The organism is Arthrobacter sp. ok362 (assembly GCF_900102785.1).
Lineage (GTDB): Bacteria > Actinomycetota > Actinomycetes > Actinomycetales > Micrococcaceae > Arthrobacter.
Genome location: NZ_FNGC01000006.1, coordinates 58,040 through 78,251, shown reverse-complemented (window position 1 = coordinate 78,251; position 20,212 = coordinate 58,040). Strand labels below are relative to the sequence as shown.

The 20,212-nt window shown below is 68.3% G+C and carries 14 protein-coding genes and 1 riboswitch; of the genes, 4 read left to right on the top strand and 10 right to left on the bottom strand.

Annotated features, from left to right (window positions below):
- Positions 1–224 precede the first annotated feature (224 nt).
- The 4 genes from BLQ10_RS09520 to BLQ10_RS09505 all read right to left on the bottom strand — a co-directional run bounded on the left by BLQ10_RS09520 (position 225) and on the right by BLQ10_RS09505 (position 4,025).
- Positions 225–662, bottom strand: coding sequence for a hypothetical protein (locus tag BLQ10_RS09520; RefSeq protein ID WP_091561145.1), 438 nt, complete (start codon positions 660–662; stop codon positions 225–227).
- 800 nt (positions 663–1,462) lie between these two features.
- Positions 1,463–2,338: a VOC family protein gene (locus BLQ10_RS09515; protein ID WP_091561142.1), complete on the bottom strand. Its 876-nt coding sequence runs from the start codon at positions 2,336–2,338 to the stop codon at positions 1,463–1,465.
- Positions 2,339–2,408: 70 nt separating this feature from the next.
- Positions 2,409–3,521, bottom strand: coding sequence for an amidohydrolase family protein (locus BLQ10_RS09510; RefSeq protein ID WP_091561140.1), 1,113 nt, complete (start codon positions 3,519–3,521; stop codon positions 2,409–2,411).
- Between the two features lie 3 nt (positions 3,522–3,524).
- A complete protein-coding gene (locus tag BLQ10_RS09505) occupies positions 3,525–4,025 on the bottom strand; it encodes a GNAT family N-acetyltransferase (protein ID WP_254785492.1) in 501 nt (166 codons plus the stop codon).
- Positions 4,026–4,099: 74 nt separating this feature from the next.
- A riboswitch (TPP riboswitch) is annotated at positions 4,100–4,208 on the top strand.
- Between BLQ10_RS09505 and thiC the strand changes: the two genes are divergently transcribed.
- Entirely contained in the window at positions 4,204–6,054 is a 1,851-nt protein-coding gene (gene thiC, locus BLQ10_RS09500; RefSeq protein WP_175558551.1) for a phosphomethylpyrimidine synthase ThiC, read from the top strand. Its footprint overlaps the riboswitch before it by 5 nt.
- Here the strand turns inward: thiC and BLQ10_RS09495 are convergent.
- The gene (locus tag BLQ10_RS09495) at positions 6,051–6,785 is read right to left on the bottom strand and encodes an alpha/beta fold hydrolase (RefSeq protein ID WP_091561136.1); all 735 of its coding nucleotides are present in this window, start codon (positions 6,783–6,785) and stop codon (positions 6,051–6,053) included. The genes thiC and BLQ10_RS09495 overlap by 4 nt on opposite strands.
- Before the next feature lie 70 nt (positions 6,786–6,855).
- Complete coding sequence (gene ffh, locus BLQ10_RS09490) at positions 6,856–8,445, bottom strand: signal recognition particle protein (RefSeq protein ID WP_091561133.1); 1,590 nt, start codon at positions 8,443–8,445, stop codon at positions 6,856–6,858.
- 152 nt (positions 8,446–8,597) lie between these two features.
- On the opposite strand from ffh, the gene BLQ10_RS09485 reads away from it, so the two are divergent.
- Positions 8,598–9,986, top strand: coding sequence for a glucose-6-phosphate dehydrogenase (locus BLQ10_RS09485; protein WP_091561131.1), 1,389 nt, complete (start codon positions 8,598–8,600; stop codon positions 9,984–9,986).
- A 114-nt stretch (positions 9,987–10,100) separates the two neighbouring features.
- Here the strand turns inward: BLQ10_RS09485 and BLQ10_RS09480 are convergent, their stop codons facing one another.
- Both BLQ10_RS09480 and BLQ10_RS09475 read right to left on the bottom strand, forming a co-directional pair.
- On the bottom strand, positions 10,101–10,439 hold the full coding sequence (locus BLQ10_RS09480; RefSeq protein ID WP_028276847.1) for a P-II family nitrogen regulator: 339 nt from the start codon (positions 10,437–10,439) through the stop codon (positions 10,101–10,103).
- Positions 10,436–11,803: an ammonium transporter gene (locus BLQ10_RS09475; RefSeq protein ID WP_091561129.1), complete on the bottom strand. Its 1,368-nt coding sequence runs from the start codon at positions 11,801–11,803 to the stop codon at positions 10,436–10,438. Before BLQ10_RS09475 ends, BLQ10_RS09480 begins: the two co-directional genes overlap by 4 nt.
- A gap of 249 nt (positions 11,804–12,052) precedes the next feature.
- On the opposite strand from BLQ10_RS09475, the gene BLQ10_RS09470 reads away from it, so the two are divergent.
- Both BLQ10_RS09470 and BLQ10_RS09465 read left to right on the top strand, forming a co-directional pair.
- Positions 12,053–13,303: an MFS transporter gene (locus BLQ10_RS09470; RefSeq protein ID WP_139164209.1), complete on the top strand. Its 1,251-nt coding sequence runs from the start codon at positions 12,053–12,055 to the stop codon at positions 13,301–13,303.
- 173 nt (positions 13,304–13,476) lie between these two features.
- Positions 13,477–15,174 (top strand): hypothetical protein, encoded by a 1,698-nt coding sequence (locus BLQ10_RS09465; RefSeq protein ID WP_254785491.1) that lies wholly within the window; start codon positions 13,477–13,479, stop codon positions 15,172–15,174.
- 89 nt (positions 15,175–15,263) lie between these two features.
- Here the strand turns inward: BLQ10_RS09465 and ftsY are convergent, their stop codons facing one another.
- Together ftsY and smc are read right to left on the bottom strand one after the other, a co-directional pair.
- Positions 15,264–16,475 carry a signal recognition particle-docking protein FtsY gene (ftsY, locus tag BLQ10_RS09460; protein WP_091561126.1) on the bottom strand — a complete coding sequence of 404 codons (1,212 nt, stop codon included), beginning with the start codon at positions 16,473–16,475 and terminating at the stop codon, positions 15,264–15,266.
- Between the two features lie 71 nt (positions 16,476–16,546).
- Entirely contained in the window at positions 16,547–20,182 is a 3,636-nt protein-coding gene (gene smc / locus BLQ10_RS09455; RefSeq protein ID WP_175558550.1) for a chromosome segregation protein SMC, read from the bottom strand.
- Positions 20,183–20,212: the final 30 nt, after the last annotated feature.

The following is a 20,212-nucleotide window of genomic DNA, read 5'->3' as shown; positions in this document are numbered from 1 at the left end:
GAGCCCGGCGTTCTGCACCCGTGGGGCGGGCCGTACTTGGGGGTTCTAAAGGACAAGATCCAGACGCGGAGAGAGGGGCCACGCAGATCGAGTACCTGTTCATTGTGCCAGATCACCGGCAGGATTTCGACTTGACACGGGCCCGGCGCATCAGCGAGCGACCTGGACGCGGCGATCCGCGCCGATCAGGTCGTCCAGACGGGTCGTCCCGTCAGGTCGTCCGGTCAGGTCGTCCAGACGTAGAGCCCCGACTTGCTGGCGGGGTCCACTGCGGCCGCGAGCTCGGCGATACGGCGGACATAGCCCCGCGCCTCGTCCGGGCCGAAGGGCATGTCCTCCTCGGCGGCCCAGTTGGCCGCCACGTCCTCAAGGACGTCGCCCTCCCCTTCGGTTTCATAGCTGAGCAGTTCCGCCAGCGTGCGGACCATCGCGGCGGGGACGCCGAGCAGCGAGTCGGTGGCCACGTCCACCATGGCCAGCTCGTAGTCGGCACCGGCCGCGTGGACGGCAGTGCCGGCCAGGTCACCCAAGCGCTCGATTTCGAAGTCCGTGATATCCGCAATCCGGACGGCCGCGGGGGCGGCGGGAGCCCCGCCGTCGAGGGCAGCAGCACGTTTGAGGGCTTCATCGTGGGTGAAGACAAAGACTTCGGTGAATCCCATGGATCTCGTCCTTAGATGTCTGGCGGCGCTGGGCCGCGGTTTTTCGGCGTCGCTTCAGCCTAGTCGCTTCAGCACAGCCTCGCCCCGACCGCTGGACATGCCCTCCGCCAGCCCGGGGGAACCCTGCCCGACCGGCCCCGCCTGTGGACATGCCCTCCCCTGACGGTGAGCAATGGACATATGGCAGCTATGTCCATTCCCAGCTGTTACCGGTGGACATGCCCAACGGCCCTGCCAGCGAACAGTGTCAGCGAACGTTGGGCATGTCCTCCGCCAGCCCGGGGGAACCTCGCCTCACCGGGCCCCTCCCGTGGACACGCCCTCTCCTGACGGTGAGCAATGGACATATGGCAGCTATGTCCATTCCCAGCTGTAACCAGTGGACATGCCCAACGGCCCTGCCAGCGAACAGTGTCAGCGAACGTTGGGCATGTCCTCCGCCAGCCCGGGGGAACCTCGCCTCACCGGGCCCCTCCCGTGGACATGCCCTCCCCTGACGGTGAGCAATGGACATCTGGCAGCTATGTCCATTGCCGGCTGTGACCGGTGGACATGCCCAGCGGTCCTGTCAGCGAACAGTGTCAGCGAACAGTGGGCATGTCCTCCGCCAGCCCGGGGGAACCCTGCCCACCCGGCCTTCCCGTGGACATGCCCTCCCCTGACGATGAGCAATGGACATATGGCAGCTATGTCCATTCCCGGCTGCCCGCGTTGGACATGTTCCGAAGTCCGGCCGGCGAAGGTTGGGCATGTCCAGCGGGGAGGTTGGAACGCTGGACATGCCCAGCGAAAAGCGTGCCTTAGCGCACGGCGACGCGGATCCGGTTGCGCCACGGGTCCTCGAAGCGCAGCTCGGCGCCGGTGTGGTGCGAGTCGACGCCGGCGACCTTGAGCCGGTCGGCCAGGGCCGCGACGTCGTCACCGGACGGCACTTCAATGAGGACTTCACCCAGGCCCAGCGTGTCGCGCCGAGGGCCCGCGCCGCGGCTGTTCCAGACGTTCATGGCCATATGGTGGTGGTAGCCGCCGGCCGAGACGAACAGCGCCTGGCCATGCCAGCCCGCGGTCTTCTCGAAGCCGAGCGTGCCGACGTAGAACTCATGCGCCGACTGGACGTCGCCCACCTGCAGGTGGACGTGCCCGACGCCGGCGGCAGCCTGGCGCTGGCCGGCAACGGACTCCTCGGTCAGGTACTGCTGCAGGTAGCGTTGCGGCGGCAGGGCGAGGCTGTCCATGACAACGTTCTTGCCCTCCCAGGACCAGGCCTCCCGCGGCCGGTCCCAGTACAGCTCGATGCCGTTGCCTTCGGGGTCGTTGAAGTAGAAGGCCTCACTGACGAGATGGTCCGCGCTGCCGGTGAAGGACTGGGGCTCGTACTGGGCCGCGCTGGCAATGGTGGCCGCCAGGGAGTGCTGGTCCTCGAAGAGGAGCGCGGTGTGGAAGAGCCCGGCTTCGCCGCGGTAAGGAAGGGCCAGGCCAGGGGCGGGTGCCAGGTGGACCAGCGGCTTCTGCTGGCGCCCAAGGTAGAGCCCGCCGTCCTGTTCGGCCACGGCTTCCAGGCCGAGGGCGCGCTGGTAGTAGTCGGTCATGAGCTTCATGTCGCCGACCTTGAGCATCACAGTGCCCATGGTGAGTTCGGCAGGAAGGAGGTCCTGGGTGCTGGCTGCTGCGGTCATTGAAACGCTCCGTGGATTCTGTAGCCACCGGCTTTCGGTGACTCTACATAGAAGTAAATTACTTGAAGCTTCAATTTATTCCTAGTGGCCGGCCTGGTTCCCGGTTCACTGGCAGCCCGCGCAGCACGATCTGCTTGAGCTGGCGGAGCGTGGCCGGTTGGCTCCGCGGATCCTCGGCGGTGACAAGGACATCCGCACTTGCCCCTTCGCCGATGGACTCCGCGCCGAGCCACGTCCGCGCGGACCAGCTTGCGGCGTCGAGGGCGGCTGCGGCGGGAAGTCCGGCGGCGTGCAGGGCCTGAATCTCGTCCACGATCCGGCCGTGGCTGATCACGCTGCCGGCGTCGGTGCCGGCATAGATCGCCACCCCGGCCTCGTAGGCTTCGAGCACCCTTTCAGCCCGCCGCTCCCACAGCGAACGCATGTGGGCGGCGTAGCGGGGGAACTTGGCCTCCGCCCGGGCGGCGATGTCCGGGAACGTGGCGATGTTGATCAGGGTGGGCACGATCGGGACGCCCTGCTCACGGAAGCGGGGCAGGTGCCGGGGCAGCAGCCCGGTGGCGTGCTCGATGCAGTCGATCCCGGCGTCGAGCATGTCATCCAGGGTGTCTTCGGCGAAGCAGTGCGCGGTGACGCGGGCCCCCTCATCGTGGGCCGCCTGGACGGCGTCCTTGACCGTCCGGGCGGGAAAGCTGGCGGCGAGGTCGCCGGCGTCGCGGTCGATCCAGTCCCCCACGAGCTTGACCCAGCCGTCGCCTGCGCGGGCCTGCTTGCGCACGGCCTCGACGAGATCCTCCGGTTCGACCTCGACGGCCAGGCCCGGCAGGTAGCGCCGGGTCCTGGCGAGGTGCCGGCCGGAGCGGATGACCCGGGGAAGGTCCGCGCGCTGCTGGAGCCAGCGGGTGTCGTGGACGGCGCCGGCGCCGCGGACCAGCAGCGTCCCGGTGTCGCGGTCCGCGAGGGCCTGGGATTCCGCGGTGTCCTCGGAAACGTCCCCGCCAGGGCCCAGGCCGATGTGGCAGTGCGCGTCCACGAGCCCGGGAATGACCCAGCCGTCGAGCACGAGGTCCGGCGCGGCGGCCGGACGGCGGAAGGTGAGCAGGCCATCCACCGACCAGAGCCCGCGGCGTTCCTGGTCTGCCGCTGTGAGGATGGGGCCGCTGAACTCGATGATGCCGGTCATGGCCTAAAGCCTAATCCGCATGACGATCCGCCGGCCCAGATCATCCAGACCCAGCTGCGCTTCGTGGATCCGCAGGGCAGCCAGCGCCTGCCCGGGCTGGGCGAATTCCTCGAAACCGCAGCTCGCGTAAAACGGCGCATTGAACGGAACGTCCGCGAAAGTGCAAAGCGTCATTGATAAATAGCCACGGCCCCGGGCCGCATCGAGGGCCGCCTCCACCAAGGACCGTCCGATCCCCCGCCCGCCAAAGTCCGGCTGCACGGAGAGTTGCTCCAGATGGGCGTGGCCGCCGACTTCGTCAACGCGGGCAAACCCTACGGGCGGGGTTCCGGCGACAAGTATGAAGAGCGGCTCAACCGGCGTCGTCAACTCCGGGGCCGGGAGCGCCTGGTTCCCCAGCTCCGCTTCGAGGACGCGGTCTGCCGCGGCCTCGAGAACTGACAGCGCCGGGAGCTCTTCCGGCGTCGCCGTCCTGATGCGGGGCACGGCCCTGGGCAGAGTCACCATGCCACGCTAACACCGCGGCCCGGCGGCCGCGTCATACTCGACAGCCGTCGACAGGCGCGTGGTAGCTTCATGTACGACCACACGGGTGCCCCCTGCAGGGGCTGAGATCGGGCTGACGCAGCCTGCGACCGTTGAACCTGTCCGGGTAATGCCGGCGAAGGAAGTGAGTATTTTCGTGAATACCCAATTGGCACAGCACAGCCCTGTCCAAAAGCAGTTCGTCCACAATGAATCAGTCCAAAACGAGTCCGTCCCCAACGAGTCAGCAGCCACCACGCAGTCGCTGAAGTCCCACTCGCTGGCCTTCACCACGGACCCGGACCATGGCCTCCGCGTCCCGGTGACCGAGATTGCCCTGGAACCCTCACCGGGCGGCGTCGCGAACCCTCCTTTCCGGGTCTACCGCACGGCCGGCCCGGGCAGCGATCCGGTCCGCGGGCTGGAGCCGTTCCGGGCACCCTGGATTGAGGCCAGGGCGGACACCGAAACCTACGCGGGCCGGGAAAGGGAGCTGCTCGACGACGGCAAGTCGGCGGTGCGCCGGGGTGCGGCGTCGGCCGAGTGGCGGGGCGGACGCCCGGTGCCGCGCCGCGCGGTCGAGGGCAGGACCGTCACGCAGATGCGCTACGCCCGGGACGGTGTCATCACCCAGGAAATGCGGTTCGTCGCGCTGCGCGAGAACTGCGACGTGGAGCTGGTGCGCGGCGAGCTGGCCGCGGGCCGGGCGATCATTCCCAACAACGTCAACCACCCCGAATCCGAGCCGATGATCATCGGCAAGGCGTTCCTGGTGAAAATCAACGCCAATATCGGAAATTCCGCCGTGACCAGCTCCATCGCCGAGGAGGTCGACAAACTCCAGTGGGCCACGCAATGGGGCGCGGACACGGTCATGGACCTCTCCACCGGGGACGACATCCACACGACGCGCGAGTGGATCATCCGCAACTCCCCCGTCCCCATCGGCACGGTCCCGATCTACCAGGCGCTGGAGAAGGTCAACGGCGAGGCCAACGCCCTGACCTGGGAAATCTTCCGGGACACCGTGATCGAGCAGTGCGAGCAGGGCGTGGACTACATGACCATCCACGCCGGGGTGCTGCTGCGCTATGTGCCCCTGACAGCCAACCGGGTCACCGGCATCGTGTCCCGCGGCGGTTCCATCATGGCCGGCTGGTGCCTGGCGCACCACCAGGAGAACTTCCTCTACACCCACTTCGACGAGCTGTGCGAGATCTTCGCGAAGTACGACGTCGCGTTCTCCCTGGGTGACGGGCTGCGCCCCGGCGCAACGGCGGATGCCAACGACGCGGCGCAGTTCGCCGAACTGGACACGCTGGCCGAGCTCACGCAGCGGGCCTGGGAGTTCGACGTGCAGGTCATGGTGGAGGGCCCCGGGCATGTGCCCTTCCACCTCGTCCGGGAAAACGTGGAGCGCCAACAGGAACTCTGCAAGGGCGCCCCGTTCTATACGCTCGGGCCGCTGGTCACCGACATCGCACCGGGGTATGACCACATCACCTCGGCGATCGGCGCCACGGAGATTGCCCGCTACGGCACCGCCATGCTCTGCTACGTCACGCCCAAGGAACACCTCGGGCTGCCGAACAAGGACGACGTGAAGACGGGCGTGATCACCTACAAGATCGCGGCCCACGCCGCCGACCTCGCCAAGGGCCACCCCGGCGCCCACGAACGCGACGATGCCCTGTCCAAGGCGAGGTTTGAGTTCCGCTGGCGGGACCAGTTCGCGCTGTCCCTGGACCCGGTGACAGCCGAAGCCTTCCACGATGAGACGCTTCCCGCGGAGCCTGCCAAGACGGCCCACTTCTGCTCGATGTGCGGTCCGAAGTTCTGCTCCATGCGGATCAGCCAGGACATCCGGGACGAATACGGATCAGCCGATTCGCAGGCGGCCCTGGCGCAGATGGCGGCCGGAATGCAGGCGAAGAGCAATGAGTTCCTTGCCTCGGGCGGCAAGGTCTACTTGCCGGAGCCTGCCGTGGGAGCCCCCGCAGCCTCCTAGGACGCCCGGGCGTGCTGGCGCCGGCTGACCTCGGCGATGTACGAGCGGATGGCCCGGTTCCCGTCAGTTGAATCCTGCGGCCGGTGGCCTCCCGGCGCCGTGCGGTGCAAGGCGCCGGTCTCGCGCAGGTAGCCGGCGATTTCCTCATACAGCGGTTCCCAGCCGCCGGTCAGGACCAGCGTCGGCACGCCCGGCACGATCTGCAGCGGGGCTTCCCACGGCGGCGCCTGCAGGCGGAGCCGGCGCGCTGCCCGGAGGGCCTCCGGCGTCGTGGCCCCCGGGGCGTCCGCCGCGAACGCGCGGCGGATGAACTCCCGCTGGAAGTCGTCGTCGCTGAGGTTGTGCCGGACGTCGAAGAGCGGCTGCATGAGGGCCCGGTGCGCGGCGGTGGCCGGGAGCTCCGCGGTCAAGGACAGGCAGGCCGGTTCCACCAGGGTCAGCGACTGGACGAGGTCGGGCCGCTCGACGGCGGCCATCATCGCGGCGATCGCGCCCTGCGAATGGGCCACCACATGACCGCCGGCCTCGCCGCGGCCGTCGTCTGCCAGCGACGCGAGCACGATTGCGGCGTCGGCGGCGAAGTTGGATTCGAGCGGTTCCGCGACGGCGTCAAACCCGTGCCGCCGCAGGAACAGGGCGTCGTAGTCCAGCGCCATTCCGTGCTGCTTTGGCCACGCGGCGGCACCAAAACTGCCATCCCCGTGGACGAAGACTACGCGCTGCTTGAACATTGTCTAACCCTATGGCACTTCAGTGCTGCTGCCGCCGGCGACACAGTCCCGGCGGCATCAGCAGCTGCGGCTACTTGCTGCCGCCAAGGAACTTGTCGAAGCCCTTGGGCAGGTTCAGCTGGGACGGATCGAAGTCGCCGCCCTGCTGGCCGAACGACGCTCCGGTGGGCAGGGCCTTGGCGCCGGCGGCACGCCGGGCCTCGGCGTCGCGCAGTTCCTGCGCAGCCTTGGCCGGGTTGCCGGAGCGGGCCTTCTTCTTGGGCGCGGACTTGGCTCCCTTTCGAGCACCGCCCCCGCCGCCCATGCCGGGCATTCCCGGCATGCCGGGCATCCCGCCGCCGGCGGCCATCTTCTTCATCATCTTCTGGGCCTGGGCAAAGCGTTCCAGCAGTCCGTTGACCTCGGAGACGTGCACGCCCGAGCCGCGGGCAATGCGGGCCCGGCGGGAGCCGTTGATGATCTTCGGAGCCACGCGCTCGTGCGGGGTCATCGACCGGACAATGGCCTCGACGCGGTCGATCTCGCGCTCGTCGAACTGCTCCAGCTGCTGGCGGATGTTCTGCGCGCCGGGCATCATCATGAGCATTTTCTTCATGGAGCCCATGTTGCGGATCTGCTGCATCTGGGCGAGGAAGTCATCCAGGGTGAAGTCTTCCTGGTCGGCGAACTTCTTCGCCATCCGGGCGGCTTCATCCTTGTCCCAGGACTTCTCGGCCTGCTCGATCAGGGTGAGGACGTCACCCATGTCGAGGATGCGCGAGGCCATGCGGTCCGGGTGGAAGAGCTCGAAGTCGTCCAGGCCTTCGCCGGTGGATGCGAACATGACGGGCTTGCCGGTCACCGATGTGACGGAGAGCGCGGCACCGCCGCGGGCGTCGCCGTCGAGCTTGGAGAGCACGATGCCGGTGAAGTTGACGCCCTCGTCGAAGGCCATGGCCGTGTTCACGGCGTCCTGGCCGATCATGGAGTCGATCACGTACAGGACTTCGTTCGGGACGATCGCCCGGCGGATCTGGCGCGCCTGCTCCATCATCTCGGCATCGATGCCAAGACGGCCGGCGGTGTCCACGATCACGACGTCGTGGAGGGTGCGCTTGGCTTCCTCGACGCCGGCACGGGCGACGGCGACAGGGTCGCCGGCAGGGTGGTCCAGCTCGGTGGACGTGGCGCCCGGGTGCGGGGCGAACACGGGTACGCCGGCGCGCTGGCCAACCACCTGCAGCTGGGTGACGGCGTTGGGGCGCTGGAGGTCACAGGCCACCAGCATGGGGCTGTGGCCCTGGGACTTGAGCCACTTGGACAGCTTGCCGGCCAGGGTGGTCTTGCCGGCGCCCTGCAGACCGGCCAGCATGATGATGGTGGGCCCGGACTTGGCGAGGCGGATCCGGCGGGTCTCGCCGCCAAGGATCTCAACAAGTTCCTCGTTGACGATCTTCACGATCTGCTGGCTCGGGTTCAGCGCGCCGGAGACTTCGGCGCCGAGGGCACGCTCGCGCACGCGGCCTGTGAACTCCCGGACCACGGGCACGGCGACATCGGCGTCCAGGAGGGCACGCCGGATCTCGCGGACTGTGGCGTCAACGTCCGCCTCGGTCAGGCGGCCTTTGCCACGCAGATTCTTGAAGGTTGCTGTCAACCGGTCAGAGAGTGAATTGAACACGCGCCGTGCACTTCTTTCAGTGGATCTACAGGTGGCGGCCGGTGCGGCACGCCAGCGTCGCGACTGGTGTTCGCCTGAACGAACCGCCTCGACGACAGGACTCGACTATCTAGGGTACCAAGATGCGCCTTCAAGATGGCATGCTGGCTTAGGTGACCAGCCAAACAACTGTAAAAACCCTGCTCATCCTTGGCGCCTCCGGCGATCTTACCGGCCGGCTCCTGTTGCCAGGGCTCGCCCGCCTGGTGGCCCGGGGCCGCGCCGACGGCCTCACCCTGGCCGGAGCGGGATCGGACCCCTGGACCCCGGAGCAGTGGCTGGGCCGGGTCGAGGAGTCTTTCGCGGACGAGAACTCCCAGGCCGATGGCCACGGCAAGCGGGAGCTCAACCGGATCCGCCAGGAGAGCACCTACCACCAGCTCGATGTCACAGCGCAGGGCCAGCTCGCCGGGCTGCTCGCGCAGCTGGAGGGCCCCGTGGCCGTCTACTTCGCCCTGCCCCCGCGGGTCAGCCAGCTCGCGTGCGAGGCGCTGGCCCCGGAGGACTTGCCCGCCGGCACCCGGCTGGTCATGGAGAAGCCGTTCGGCTCGGACGAGCAGTCCGCACAGCACCTGAACAAGACACTGGCCGCGCTGGTGCCGGAGGACCACATCCACCGGGTGGACCACTTCCTCGGCAAGGCAACCGTCCTGAACATCCTTGGCCTGCGCTTCGCGAACACGTTCCTGGAGCCGGTGTGGAACCGGCAAAATATCGAAAAGATCGAGATCATTTTCGACGAGGACCTCGCCCTGGAAGGCCGCGCCCGCTACTACGACGGCGCCGGCGCCCTCCGCGACATGATTCAGAGCCATCTGCTTCAGATCATGGCCCTGATGGCAATCGAGCCGCCGGCATCCGTGGACGAACGCGACCTCCGCGATGCTGTGGCCACCGTGCTGCGGGCCAGCAGCATCAAGGCCCCGTACCGCCAAAACACCCGCCGGGCACGGTACACCGCCGGTTCAATCAACAGCCGGAAAGTTCCGGACTATGCCCGGGAGGACGGCGTGGACGCGGCCAGGGGCACCGAGACCCTCGCCGAGGTGCAGGTGGAGATCGACAACTGGCGCTGGCAGGGCGTGCCGTTCATCCTGCGCTCGGGCAAGGCGGTGGGCACAAAACGCAAGGAGGCCGTGGTGACCTTCCGGCCGGTGCCGCACCTGCCGAAGGGGTTCACCGGCGTGGACGCCCCCAACCAGCTGCGGATCGGTTTCGGCCCGGACACGCTGCAGTTCGACGTCGACGTGAACGGCCCGGGCGATGTCCTGAGCCTGGACCGGACCACGTTGCACGCCGAGCTGAGCGACTCCGAGCTCCTCCCCTACGGTGAAGTGCTGGAGGGCGTCCTGGCCGGCGATCCGCTGCTCTCGGTGCGGGCAGACACCGCCGAGGAATGCTGGCGCATCCTGGCGCCGGTGCTGAAGTCCTGGACCGCCGGACATGTCCCGCTGGAGGAATATCCGGCCGGCACCCCGGGGCCGGAGGGCTGGCCGGCGTAGCACCGGCCCAGCACCAACGACACAGCGGGCCGGATGCCTTTTGGGGCATCCGGCCCGCTGTGTCAGCGCCGCGTTGCTGTGTCAGCCGCGCTTTCCGGGGCGGAGCGGGAGCAGCTAGATCGCTGCCGAACCGCGCTCTCCGGTGCGGACCCTGACAGCCTCGAACACATCCATCGTCCAGACCTTGCCGTCCCCGGCCCGGCCAGTGTTCGAACTGGCGATGATGACATCCAGGATGTCATCCGCCTGTTCGTCGGTGGCCAGGACTTCTACCCGGATCTTTGGGAGGAGATCCACGTTGTACTCGGCCCCGCGGTACACCTCGGTGTAGCCGCGCTGCCGGCCGTAGCCGCTGGCTGCGCTGACCGTGAGGCCCTGCACACCGTAGGCTTCCAGGCCTTCGCGAATAGCCTCAAGCTTTTCCGGTCGGACGATTGCTGTGATCAGTTTCATGCCCCCACACTTTCCTTACCCGTTGCGTTCTGCTTGCCGTTGGACGAAGGGTCCACCTCAGCGGCGGAAACTGAGTTCTCCTCCTGCGGCCTGCCGGTGATCAGTTCGTGCAGCGGCTGGAAGCTGCCGCCGTGCCCGCCGACGCCGAACTCGTATGCGGTCTCGGCGTGCAGGCTCAGGTCCACGCCGACGACTTCCTGTTCCTGGGAGACCCGGAAGCCCATGAGCTTGTGGATCGGGAAGGCGATGATGAACGTCATCACGGCGGTGAAGACGATGGCCATCATTGCCGCGAGGCTTTGGGCGACCAGCTGCGTGGTGCCGCCGCCGTAGAACAGGCCCGCGGCGCCCTGGGTCGGGGTGGCCAGGAAGCCGATTGCCACGGTGCCGATCACGCCGGAGACGAGGTGGACGCCGACGACGTCGAGCGAGTCGTCGTAGCCGAACTTGAACTTCAGGCCGACGGCGAGCGCGGAGGCCACACCGGCAACGACGCCAAGGGCGATCGCACCCAGCGGGGAGACGTTGGCACAGGCCGGGGTGATGGCGACCAGGCCGGCGACCACGCCGGAGGCGGCACCGAGTGAGGTCGGGTGACCGTCGCGGAAGCGTTCCACGGCGAGCCAGCCGAGCATGGCGGCGGCCGGGGCGGCCAGGGTGTTGATCCAGATCAGGCCGGCCTGCTCCACAGTGGCGGCGGCACCGGCGTTGAAGCCGAACCAGCCGAACCACAGGATTGCGGCGCCGAGCATGACGAACGGAATGTTGTGCGGGCGGTGGTTCGGGTCTTTGCCGAAGCCCTTGCGGTTACCGATGATCAGGACCAGGATCAGGCCCGCGACGCCGGCGTTGATGTGGACCACGGTGCCGCCGGCGAAGTCGATGACCGGCGCGAACGTCTGGCCGAACCAGCCGCTGGCGGAGAAGAGTCCGCCGCCCCAGACCATGAAGGCCATCGGCGCGTAGACGAGGGTGGCCCAGATGGGGGTGAAGACCACCCAGGCGGAGAACTTGGCACGGTCGGCGACCGCGCCGGAGATCAGGGCCACCGTGATGATGGCGAAGGTGGCCGCGTAGCCGACCTTGAGCAGATCCGCCGGTTCGGTGAAGCCGTGCAGGCCGAAGTGGCTGAACGGGTTGGCGAAGATCTGGAAGAAGTTGTCTTCGTTGCTCGTCGCCATCGAGGCGCCCCACAGGACCCACATGATGCTCACGGTTCCAATGGCGACGAAGCTCATCATCATCATGTTCAAAGCCGACTTGGCGCGAGTCATGCCGCCGTAGAAGAATGCCAGGCCCGGGGTCATGAACAGCACGAGTGCCGCGGCGACCAGGAGCCAAACGAGACCTGCGGTGAGTTCCATGGTCTACGTCCTCTCTTGCAATAGGTGCGGGGTAGTCCGCCGGTCCCAACGCATTATTTGCGTTCTACATCGAGTTTCGCGGGGCTGTGTTTCGCTGGCGGAGGATTTACATTGCCGGGTTGTTACAAGAACCTCCCGGACGTAAATGGTGCATCTCACACTTGTTACGGTTATGTTTCACCGGTTTAATTCCGCGCTTGAAGGACCCGCCGCCAGCGGGCCCCGCATCTGCCCAAGGACGAACGCATTATGAGCAACACCTCCCGCCCCGTCGGCGACGCCGCAGCCCAGGCGCCCTCCCCGGCGCCGGGGCGTTCCCGGCTGCCCCGGGACATCAAAGTGATGCTGGTTGCGGCCTTCCTGATCGCGATCGGTTTTGGCCTCGTGGCGCCCGTCCTCCCCCAGTTCGCCACCACGTTCGGCGTCGGCGCCACGGAGGCGGCCATCATCGTGAGCATCTTCGCCTTCATGCGCCTCGTCTTCGCCCCGGCCGGCGGGGCCCTGATCGTGAAGCTGGGCGAACGGCCCGTCTACGTGGCCGGGCTGCTGATCGTGGCCGCGTCGACGGCGGCCTGCGCTTTCGCCCAGAACTACTGGCAGTTGCTGGTCTTCCGTGGCCTGGGCGGGGCGGGTTCGGTGATGTTCACTGTGGCGTCCATGGCGCTCGTGGTCCGGCTCGCGCCGCCGGAAAGCCGCGGCCGGGTCTCGGGGGCCTATGCCTCCGCCTTCCTGATCGGCAACGTCTGCGGCCCGATCGTGGGCGGACTGCTCGCCAACTTCGGTCTGCGGGTGCCGTTCCTTGCCTACGCGGCTGCCCTGGTGCTGGCCGCCCTCGTGGTGCAGACCCAGCTCAGCCATGTCCCGGCCGCCTCGCGGCAGCCCGGCGCCACAGCCCCGGCGATGGAACTGAAAGACGCGCTGCGGGACAGCGCCTACCGGGCCGGCCTGTTTTCGAGTTTTGCCAACGGCTGGGCCACCTTCGGCGTGCGGATGGCCACAGTGCCGCTCTTCGCCGTGGTGGCGCTCGGCGCGGGGCCGGAATCGGCCGGCTGGGCCCTGGCGGTGTTCGCGGGCGGCAACGCGGCGGCTCTGACGTTCTCCGGCCGGCTCGCCGACAGCCTTGGCCGCAAGCCGCTCCTGCTGTCCGGGCTGCTGGTCACCGGCACTGCCACGGCGGCCATCGGGTTCACACACCAGCTGCCCTGGTTTCTGCTCGCCTCCGCTTGCGCCGGGATCGGCTCCGGCCTGCTCGGACCGGCCCAGCAGGCCGCCATCGCCGACGTGATCGGCAACGAGCGCTCCGGCGGCCGCGTCCTGGCCGTCTTCCAGATGGCCTCGGACAGCGGCGCGATCGTCGGGCCCGTGGTGGCCGGGCTGCTGGCGGACCGCCTCGGCTACGGCTGGGCCTTCGGAGTCACGGGCGGCATGCTGCTGGCCGCCGCCGCCGTGTGGGTGCCGGCCCGCGAAACGTTCCGCCGACCCGCCGCGGTGGGCGCCTGACCTGCGGTGTTGCCGCCGCCGGCCCGCCGTGCGAGCAGTCCTGTCCAGAACCGCGTCCGCGGCCTCGTTCAGATCCTTGTCGAGGACCCTGTTCCGGACCTTCCGGTCAGCGGCGGCCGCCTCCCTTGGCTAAGCTGGGGGCACGTGTCACAAACTTCCGGAGGTTATCCCCCATGGCCAGATTCGACTCTTCCCCCGGGAAAGCCGATAGCCCAGACTCCGCCAAACCCGCCAGCGCGGGAAAAAGCGCGGAGAAAAGGAAGCGTTCGCGGATCGTCGCCGGTGCCGGAATCACCGCCGTCGTCGCCGCGGCAGTGCTGATTCCGCTCTCACTCGGAAGTCCGACGCCGGCCCCGCCGGCTGCTTCTTCTCCCGCGCAGTCGGCACCGGCGCTCGCCCCGGCCGAGGTCGGACCGCCCGTCACCTATTACAAACAGCCGGGTCCGCCGGCCGGGTCGCCGCTGGAAAAGGTTGAGCCCCTCAAGGTCGATGTCTCCAGCGACCTCGTTGGCACATCGCTGAACAAGGGCACAATGGGAATCTCGCTGGAGGCCACGGACCTGGCCGATCCCGACCTCAGCAGCGACAATGCGTCGCTGGTGAAGCTTCTCAAGGAGCTCGACCAGCCGGTCCTGCGCTTCGGCGGCAACGCCGTCGACCGGCGCTTCTTCTGGACGTCCACAGGCGAGGCCGTCCCCGCCGATTACAAGGGCGACGAGACCCACCCGGTCAAGGCCGTGGGACCGGCAGACCTGACCCGGCTGAAGACTCTCCTGGAGGCCGGTGATGCCAAGGTCACCCTTACGGTGGACCTGGGCCACTACAACCCGGCCCGGGCCGCGGATATGGTCAAGAATGCGTCGCAGATCCTCGGTGACCGGCTGCTCAGCGTCACCGTGGGCAACGAGCCCAACGGCTTCGTCTTCAACGATGTCAAAACCGGCAGCGGCTACAGCCTTGAGCAGTACATCCGGGAACTGAAGGACTACGCCAACGCGATCTACGCCGTGGCGCCCAATGTGCCCATCTCCGGACCGGGCACCTTTGACTCGAAGTGGTGGCAGCCCTTCGTCGATGCAGACATCCCGCAGAAGAAGATCCTGACGTTCCACCACTACCCGCTCTCCGACTGTGACGGCAAGGTCCCCCAGGACTCGCCCACGATGGCAAACCTGGTGAGCCGAACGATGCACGACCGTGCCGCCGAGTACCAGAACGCGGCCCTCGCGGTGGGCCGTGCCGCGGGCCTGGAGACCTGGATTCCGGAAACCGGGGTCTCGGCGTGCCCCGGTTCCAACGAGACCTCCCGTACCCACGCCTCCGCGCTGTGGGCGGCAGACTATGCCCTCACCGCCGCCCAGCTGGGCATCACCCGGGTCAGCCTCCACAGCTCGCTGCTGACGTGCAAGGGCGGGCCGCCCCTGTCCGCCGTCTGCAGCGCCGGCGCCTACCCGTACGGAAACGGCAAGATGTCCGGCCGGGCCAACTTCTTCGGCCTCTCCATGGTTGCCGGGCTCGAGGCCGGAAAGTTCATGAAACTGAACAGCTCCGGCGGCGGCTTGGCGTTCAGCTACGCGCTGCAGAACGCGGACGGCAGCACCAGCGTGGTGATCGTCAATGAAAACGACCCCGAAAAGGCCGCGCAGACTTTCGTCACACTGAACCTGCCGGGAAAGCCGGTAACCGGGACGATGACCCAGCTCAGCGGCCCCAGTTACTCGGCCGAGGACCAGACTGTCATCGATGGCGCCAAGACTGAGCCCAAGCCCCTCGCCAAGCGCGCCACAGTGCCCGGGTTCGCGTACAAGTCCCAGACCCAGCAGTTCAAGCTGACCGCCGGAACAGTGACGGTCCTGAACTTCAAGTACTAGCCACCTGACGTACCAGCCGCAACACAAAGTGCCCCGGTCCGCGAGGACCGGGGCACTTTTTGGTGCTGTGCGTGCTGCTTGCGTGCGTGCTAGTTCAGCAGCGCATCCACGAAGCCTTCGGCCTCGAACGGCGCGAGGTCATCGGCGCCTTCGCCCAGGCCGATCAGCTTGACCGGGACGCCGAGGGACTTCTGGATGGCGACGACGATCCCGCCCTTGGCGGTGCCGTCCAGCTTGGTCAGGACGATCCCGGTGATGTTCACGACCTCGGAGAACACCCGGGCCTGGTTGAGCCCGTTCTGGCCGGTGGTGGCGTCCAGGACCAGCAGCACCTCGTCCACCTCCGCAAGCTTTTCGATGACCCGCTTAACCTTGCTGAGCTCGTCCATGAGGCCCACCTTGTTCTGCAGGCGCCCCGCTGTGTCGATCATGACGACGTCGACTTCCTGATCGATGCCGGCCTTGACGGCCTCGTAGGCCACGGAGGCCGGGTCCGCGCCGTCGATGTCCGACTTCACGGTGGGCACGCCGACGCGCTGGCCCCACGTGGCCAGCTGCTCGGAGGCGGCGGCGCGGAAGGTGTCGGCAGCGCCCAGCAGCACGTCTTTGTCTTCGGCCACGAGCACACGGGCGAGCTTGCCCACGGTGGTGGTCTTGCCGACGCCGTTGACGCCGACCACCATCATGACAGCGGGCTTGTCGGCGTGGCGTTCGACATTCAGGCTCCGGTCCATGGTGGGGTCCACGAGCTTGATGAGTTCCTCGCGGAGCAGGGCCTTGACGTGCTCCGGGTCCCGGGTGCCGATCACCTTGACGCGTTCGCGGAGCGCGTCCACGAGCTGCATCGTGGGTTCGGTGCCGAGATCGGCCAGCAGGAGGGTTTCCTCGACTTCATCCCAGACGTCTTCATCGATCTTGTCCGCTGAGAGCAGGGCCAGGAGCCCCTTGCCCAGGACGTTGTTGGACTTGACCAGCCGCTCGCGCAGCCGGGCGAGGCGGCCTGCCACCGGCAGCGGCGTTTCCACCGGCACGGTTTCCAGGCCGGCGGCGTTGTCCGGCACCTCGACCATTGGTCCTTCGAGCACGACGCCGTCCGGCGAGGTCCTTTCCGGTGCTGGCGCCGGCGCGGGACGGTCCTCCACAAGGGTTCCGGCTCCCGGGGCCTGCACGGGGTCGTTTTCGTCACGTGTGCCGAGATACTTCCGGGTGGTCTTCCGGGTCTTCATGAGCACCGGGATCAGCACACCGAGGACCACCAGGACAGCGAGAATGGGCAGAATGATGGGAAGGATGTCGTTCACTCCCCTAGCTTCTCACAAACCCCAAATGGGCCGTGGCCAGCGTATTCGTTCTGCCTGGACCCCTGTCCTGCTCAAACGTCCGCGCCCAGCCGCTGGCTGATCACCGTGGAGACGCCGTCGCCGCGCATTGTGACGCCGTAGAGGGCGTCGGCGACTTCCATGGTGCGCTTCTGGTGCGTGATGACAATCAGCTGGCTGGATTCGCGGAGCTCTTCGAAGATGGTGATGAGCCGGCCCAGGTTGGTGTCATCGAGCGCGGCCTCGACCTCGTCCATGACGTAGAAGGGCGAGGGCCGTGCCTTGAAGATGGCCACCAGCAGCGCCACGGCCGTCAGGGAACGCTCGCCGCCGGAGAGCAGCGAGAGCCGCTTGATTTTCTTGCCGGCCGGGCGGGCTTCCACCTCGATCCCGGTGGTGAGCATGTCGGAGGGGTCGGTCAGGATGAGCCGGCCTTCGCCGCCGGGGAACAGCCGGGCGAAGACGCGGACAAACTGCCGTGAGGTGTCATCGAATGCCTCGGCGAAGACCTTCTGGACGCGGTCATCGACTTCCTTGATGATGTCCAGCAGATCCTTGCGGCTGGACTTCAGGTCTTCGAGCTGGGTGCTGAGGAACTGGTGGCGCTCCTCGAGCGCGGCGAACTCCTCGAGCGCCAGCGGGTTGACTTTGCCGAGGGCCGCGAGGTCGCGTTCGGCGCGTTTGAGTCGTTTTTCCTGCTCGGCCCGGACGAAGGGCTTGCCCTCGGGAATCTCGCGGCCGTCCTCGTCCACCGGGGCGCGCAGGGCGGCCCATTTGTCCGCCGAGTCCTCGGCCGGCACCGGGACGGGCCGGTCCGGACCGTAGTCGGCCACGAGTTGCTCGGCGGTCAGCCCGAGCTCCTCCACGCTTTTGAGTTCCAGGGCCTCGATCCGCAGCCGCTGCTGCGTGCGGGCGAGCTCGTCGCGGTGCACGGAGTCGGTGAGCTCGGCCAGTTCACGGGCCAGGGCGTCGTTACCGCTGCGGACCCCGGCAAGCTCACGGTCCATCGCGTCCCTGCGTTCCTCGGCGCTGTCCCGCTCCCGGCGGGCCAGCTCCACGGACACGTCGATGAACCCGATGATCTGCTGCACGGCGGTGGAGACGGCGGCGGCGCGCCGGGCCTGGAGCCGGCGGCGGCGGGCCCGTTCCGCGGCTTCTTCGCGGGCGCGGCGTTCGGTGGCGGCGGCCCGTTCCAGCGAGGCCGCCCGGTTCCGGGTGGCCGTGAGCTGTTCCTCGGCGCTGCGCAGGGCGAGCCTGGCCTCCATTTCGGCCGTGCGCGCCAGCGAGGCGGCCAGGGCCAGGGCGTCGCGGTGCTCCGGGGAGGGTTCCTGCTCCTCGGGGGCTTCGGTGGCCGCGGCCAGCCGTGCCGCCACCGCTTCCAGGGCGTCTTGTTCGCTGACAATCTGGGCCTCGGCCCTGGCCAGGGAGGCGGCCAGGCGCTCACTTTCCCCCACGGCGCTGCGCAGCACCGCGTTCAGATGGCCCAGGCGTTCGGCGACTGCCGCCAGTTTCGCGTCGGAATCGTGGAGTTTCGCGAGGGCCGCGTCCGCCCGGTCCTGGGCTTCGGCGCGCCGGGCCCGGGCGGTGGAGAGCGCGAAGCGGTTGCGTTCGAGTCCGGCGGTGACGGCGGCCAGCTTCGCGGCGGCGTCGTCGACGGCGGCCTGCACTTCCAGCAGCGACGGCGCCGACGCGGAACCGCCGGTCACGGTCAGCGCGGTAAAGACGTCCCCGGCCCGGGTCACGGCGGTTAGCTCGGGGCGCGCCGCGATCAGCTGCGCCGCGGCATCCAGATCCTCGACGACGGCGACGCCCGCCAGCAGGGCGGCCAGCGGTAGGCCGGCGGCATCCGGATCCGCAGCCGAAACCAGCTCCGCGGCCCAGCGCCCGCCTGCGGGAAGCGTGCTCCCGCCGCTCAATTCATGGGCCAACAGCGCATCGGCCAACAGCGGCGAAGCTCCGGCCGCGGCGTCGGCGAGCAGCAGCGCGGCGCGGCCGGCGTCGTCCTCGCGCAGCAGCCGCACGGCGGCGGCGGCCGTCTCCTGGTCCCGGACCACCACGGCGTCGGACGCGCTGCCGAGTGCGGCGGCGACGGCGGCCTCGAATCCGGCCTCCACGGTGATCATGGATGCCAGGGAGCCCAGGACCCCGGCGGCCAGGTTCCCGGCGGCCGCGCCGAGCACGTGCCCGGAGCCGTCTTTGCGGTTCAGGCCGAGCTGGAGGGCATCGCGGCGGGCCACGAGGGCGCCGCGCTCCCGCTCGCCCTCACGCTCGGCCGCCTTCAGTGCGTCAATTTCGGCGATGACCGTGTCGAGGGCAACGCTTGCGGCCTCGTAATCGGCGTCGAGCGATTCCTCGCCGTCCTCGACGCCTGCCACCTGCGTCTCCAGGGCCGTGAACTCGCTGTGCGCGTGCCGGCGGCGTTCCTCACCCGCCTTTTGCGATTCGCGGAGGCGTCCGAGTTCGGACTGGGCCGACTCGACGCGGGACCGTGCCGCGCCGACCTGCCCGGCGAGCTTTGCCAGTCCTTCGCGCCGGTCCGCGGCGGCCCGCAGCAGGGCGGCGAGCCGCTTGTCCTCGGCGGCGGCGGCCTGCTCGGCATCATGTTTTCCGGCTGTCGCGGCGTCCAGGGCCTCCGTCCGGTCCAGGATCTGCCGTTCCAGCCCGGCCTGCTCGTCGCGGACGCGGGCGGCCTGCTGCTCCAGCTGGTCCGGATCCCGGCCGGTGTCCGGAACCACGTCCGCTGCGCCGAGCAGCCTGCGGCGCTCCTCGGCGAGCGAGCCGAGCGAACGGAGCCGTTCGCGCCCGGTGGAGAGCGAATACCAGTTCTCCCGCGCGGCGTTCAGGATTGGCGTGGCCTCGGCAGCGAGCCGTTCAAGGACTGCCTGGCGCTGCCGTCCAGCCTCGAGGTCGCGTTCAACGACGCCGCGGCGAGCCTTGAGCGCCGATTCATCCGCGACATCCTGCGCCAGCGCGGACTGCAGCTGGACGAGGTCGTCGGCCAGGAGGCGTGAGCGGGCGTCGCGGACCTCGAACTGGACGCTCTGGGCACGCCGGGCCACTTCCGCCTGCTTGCCCAGCGGGGTCAATTGCCGCCGGATTTCGCCGGTGAGATCGCTGAGCCGGGACAGGTTGGCCTGCATGGCCTCGAGTTTGCGGACAGTCTTTTCCTTGCGGCGGCGGTGTTTAAGGATGCCGGCGGCCTCTTCGATGAAGCCCCGCCGGTCCTCGGGGGTGGCGTGCAGGACCTTGTCCAGCTGGCCCTGGCCCACAATCACGTGCATCTCCCGGCCGAGGCCCGAGTCGGAAAGCAGCTCCTGGATATCCAGCAGCCGGCAGCCGGCGCCGTTGATGGCGTACTCCGAGCCGCCGGTCCGGAACAGGGTCCGCGAGATCGTCACCTCGCTGTATTCGATCGGCAGGGCGCCGTCGCTGTTGTCGATGGTCAGCGAGACATGGGCCCGCCCCAGCGGCGGCCGGCCCGAGGTGCCCGCGAAGATCACGTCCTCCATCTTGCCGCCGCGAAGGGTTTTGGCTCCCTGCTCGCCCATGACCCAGGCCAGCGCGTCCACCACATTCGACTTGCCCGAGCCGTTGGGCCCCACCACGGCGGTGACGCCGGGTTCGAATTCGAAAGTCGTCGCGGAGGCGAACGACTTGAATCCCCGGACGGTCAGACTTTTGAGGTGCAAGGTGTTTCGGGTCTCCTGCTCGGCGGACTG

Bases quoted from the DNA above. Each gene is read 5' to 3' on its own strand.
- BLQ10_RS09480 (WP_028276847.1), bottom strand. From the start codon at position 10,439: ATGAAACTGATCACAGCAATCGTCCGACCGGAAAAGCTTGAGGCTATT.
- BLQ10_RS09515 (WP_091561142.1), bottom strand. From the start codon at position 2,338: ATGACCGCAGCAGCCAGCACCCAGGACCTCCTTCCTGCCGAACTCACC.
- BLQ10_RS09520 (WP_091561145.1), bottom strand. From the start codon at position 662: ATGGGATTCACCGAAGTCTTTGTCTTCACCCACGATGAAGCCCTCAAA.
- BLQ10_RS09465 (WP_254785491.1), top strand. From the start codon at position 13,477: ATGGCCAGATTCGACTCTTCCCCCGGGAAAGCCGATAGCCCAGACTCC.
- BLQ10_RS09470 (WP_139164209.1), top strand. From the start codon at position 12,053: ATGAGCAACACCTCCCGCCCCGTCGGCGACGCCGCAGCCCAGGCGCCC.
- BLQ10_RS09510 (WP_091561140.1), bottom strand. From the start codon at position 3,521: ATGACCGGCATCATCGAGTTCAGCGGCCCCATCCTCACAGCGGCAGAC.
- BLQ10_RS09475 (WP_091561129.1), bottom strand. From the start codon at position 11,803: ATGGAACTCACCGCAGGTCTCGTTTGGCTCCTGGTCGCCGCGGCACTC.
- BLQ10_RS09495 (WP_091561136.1), bottom strand. From the start codon at position 6,785: ATGTTCAAGCAGCGCGTAGTCTTCGTCCACGGGGATGGCAGTTTTGGT.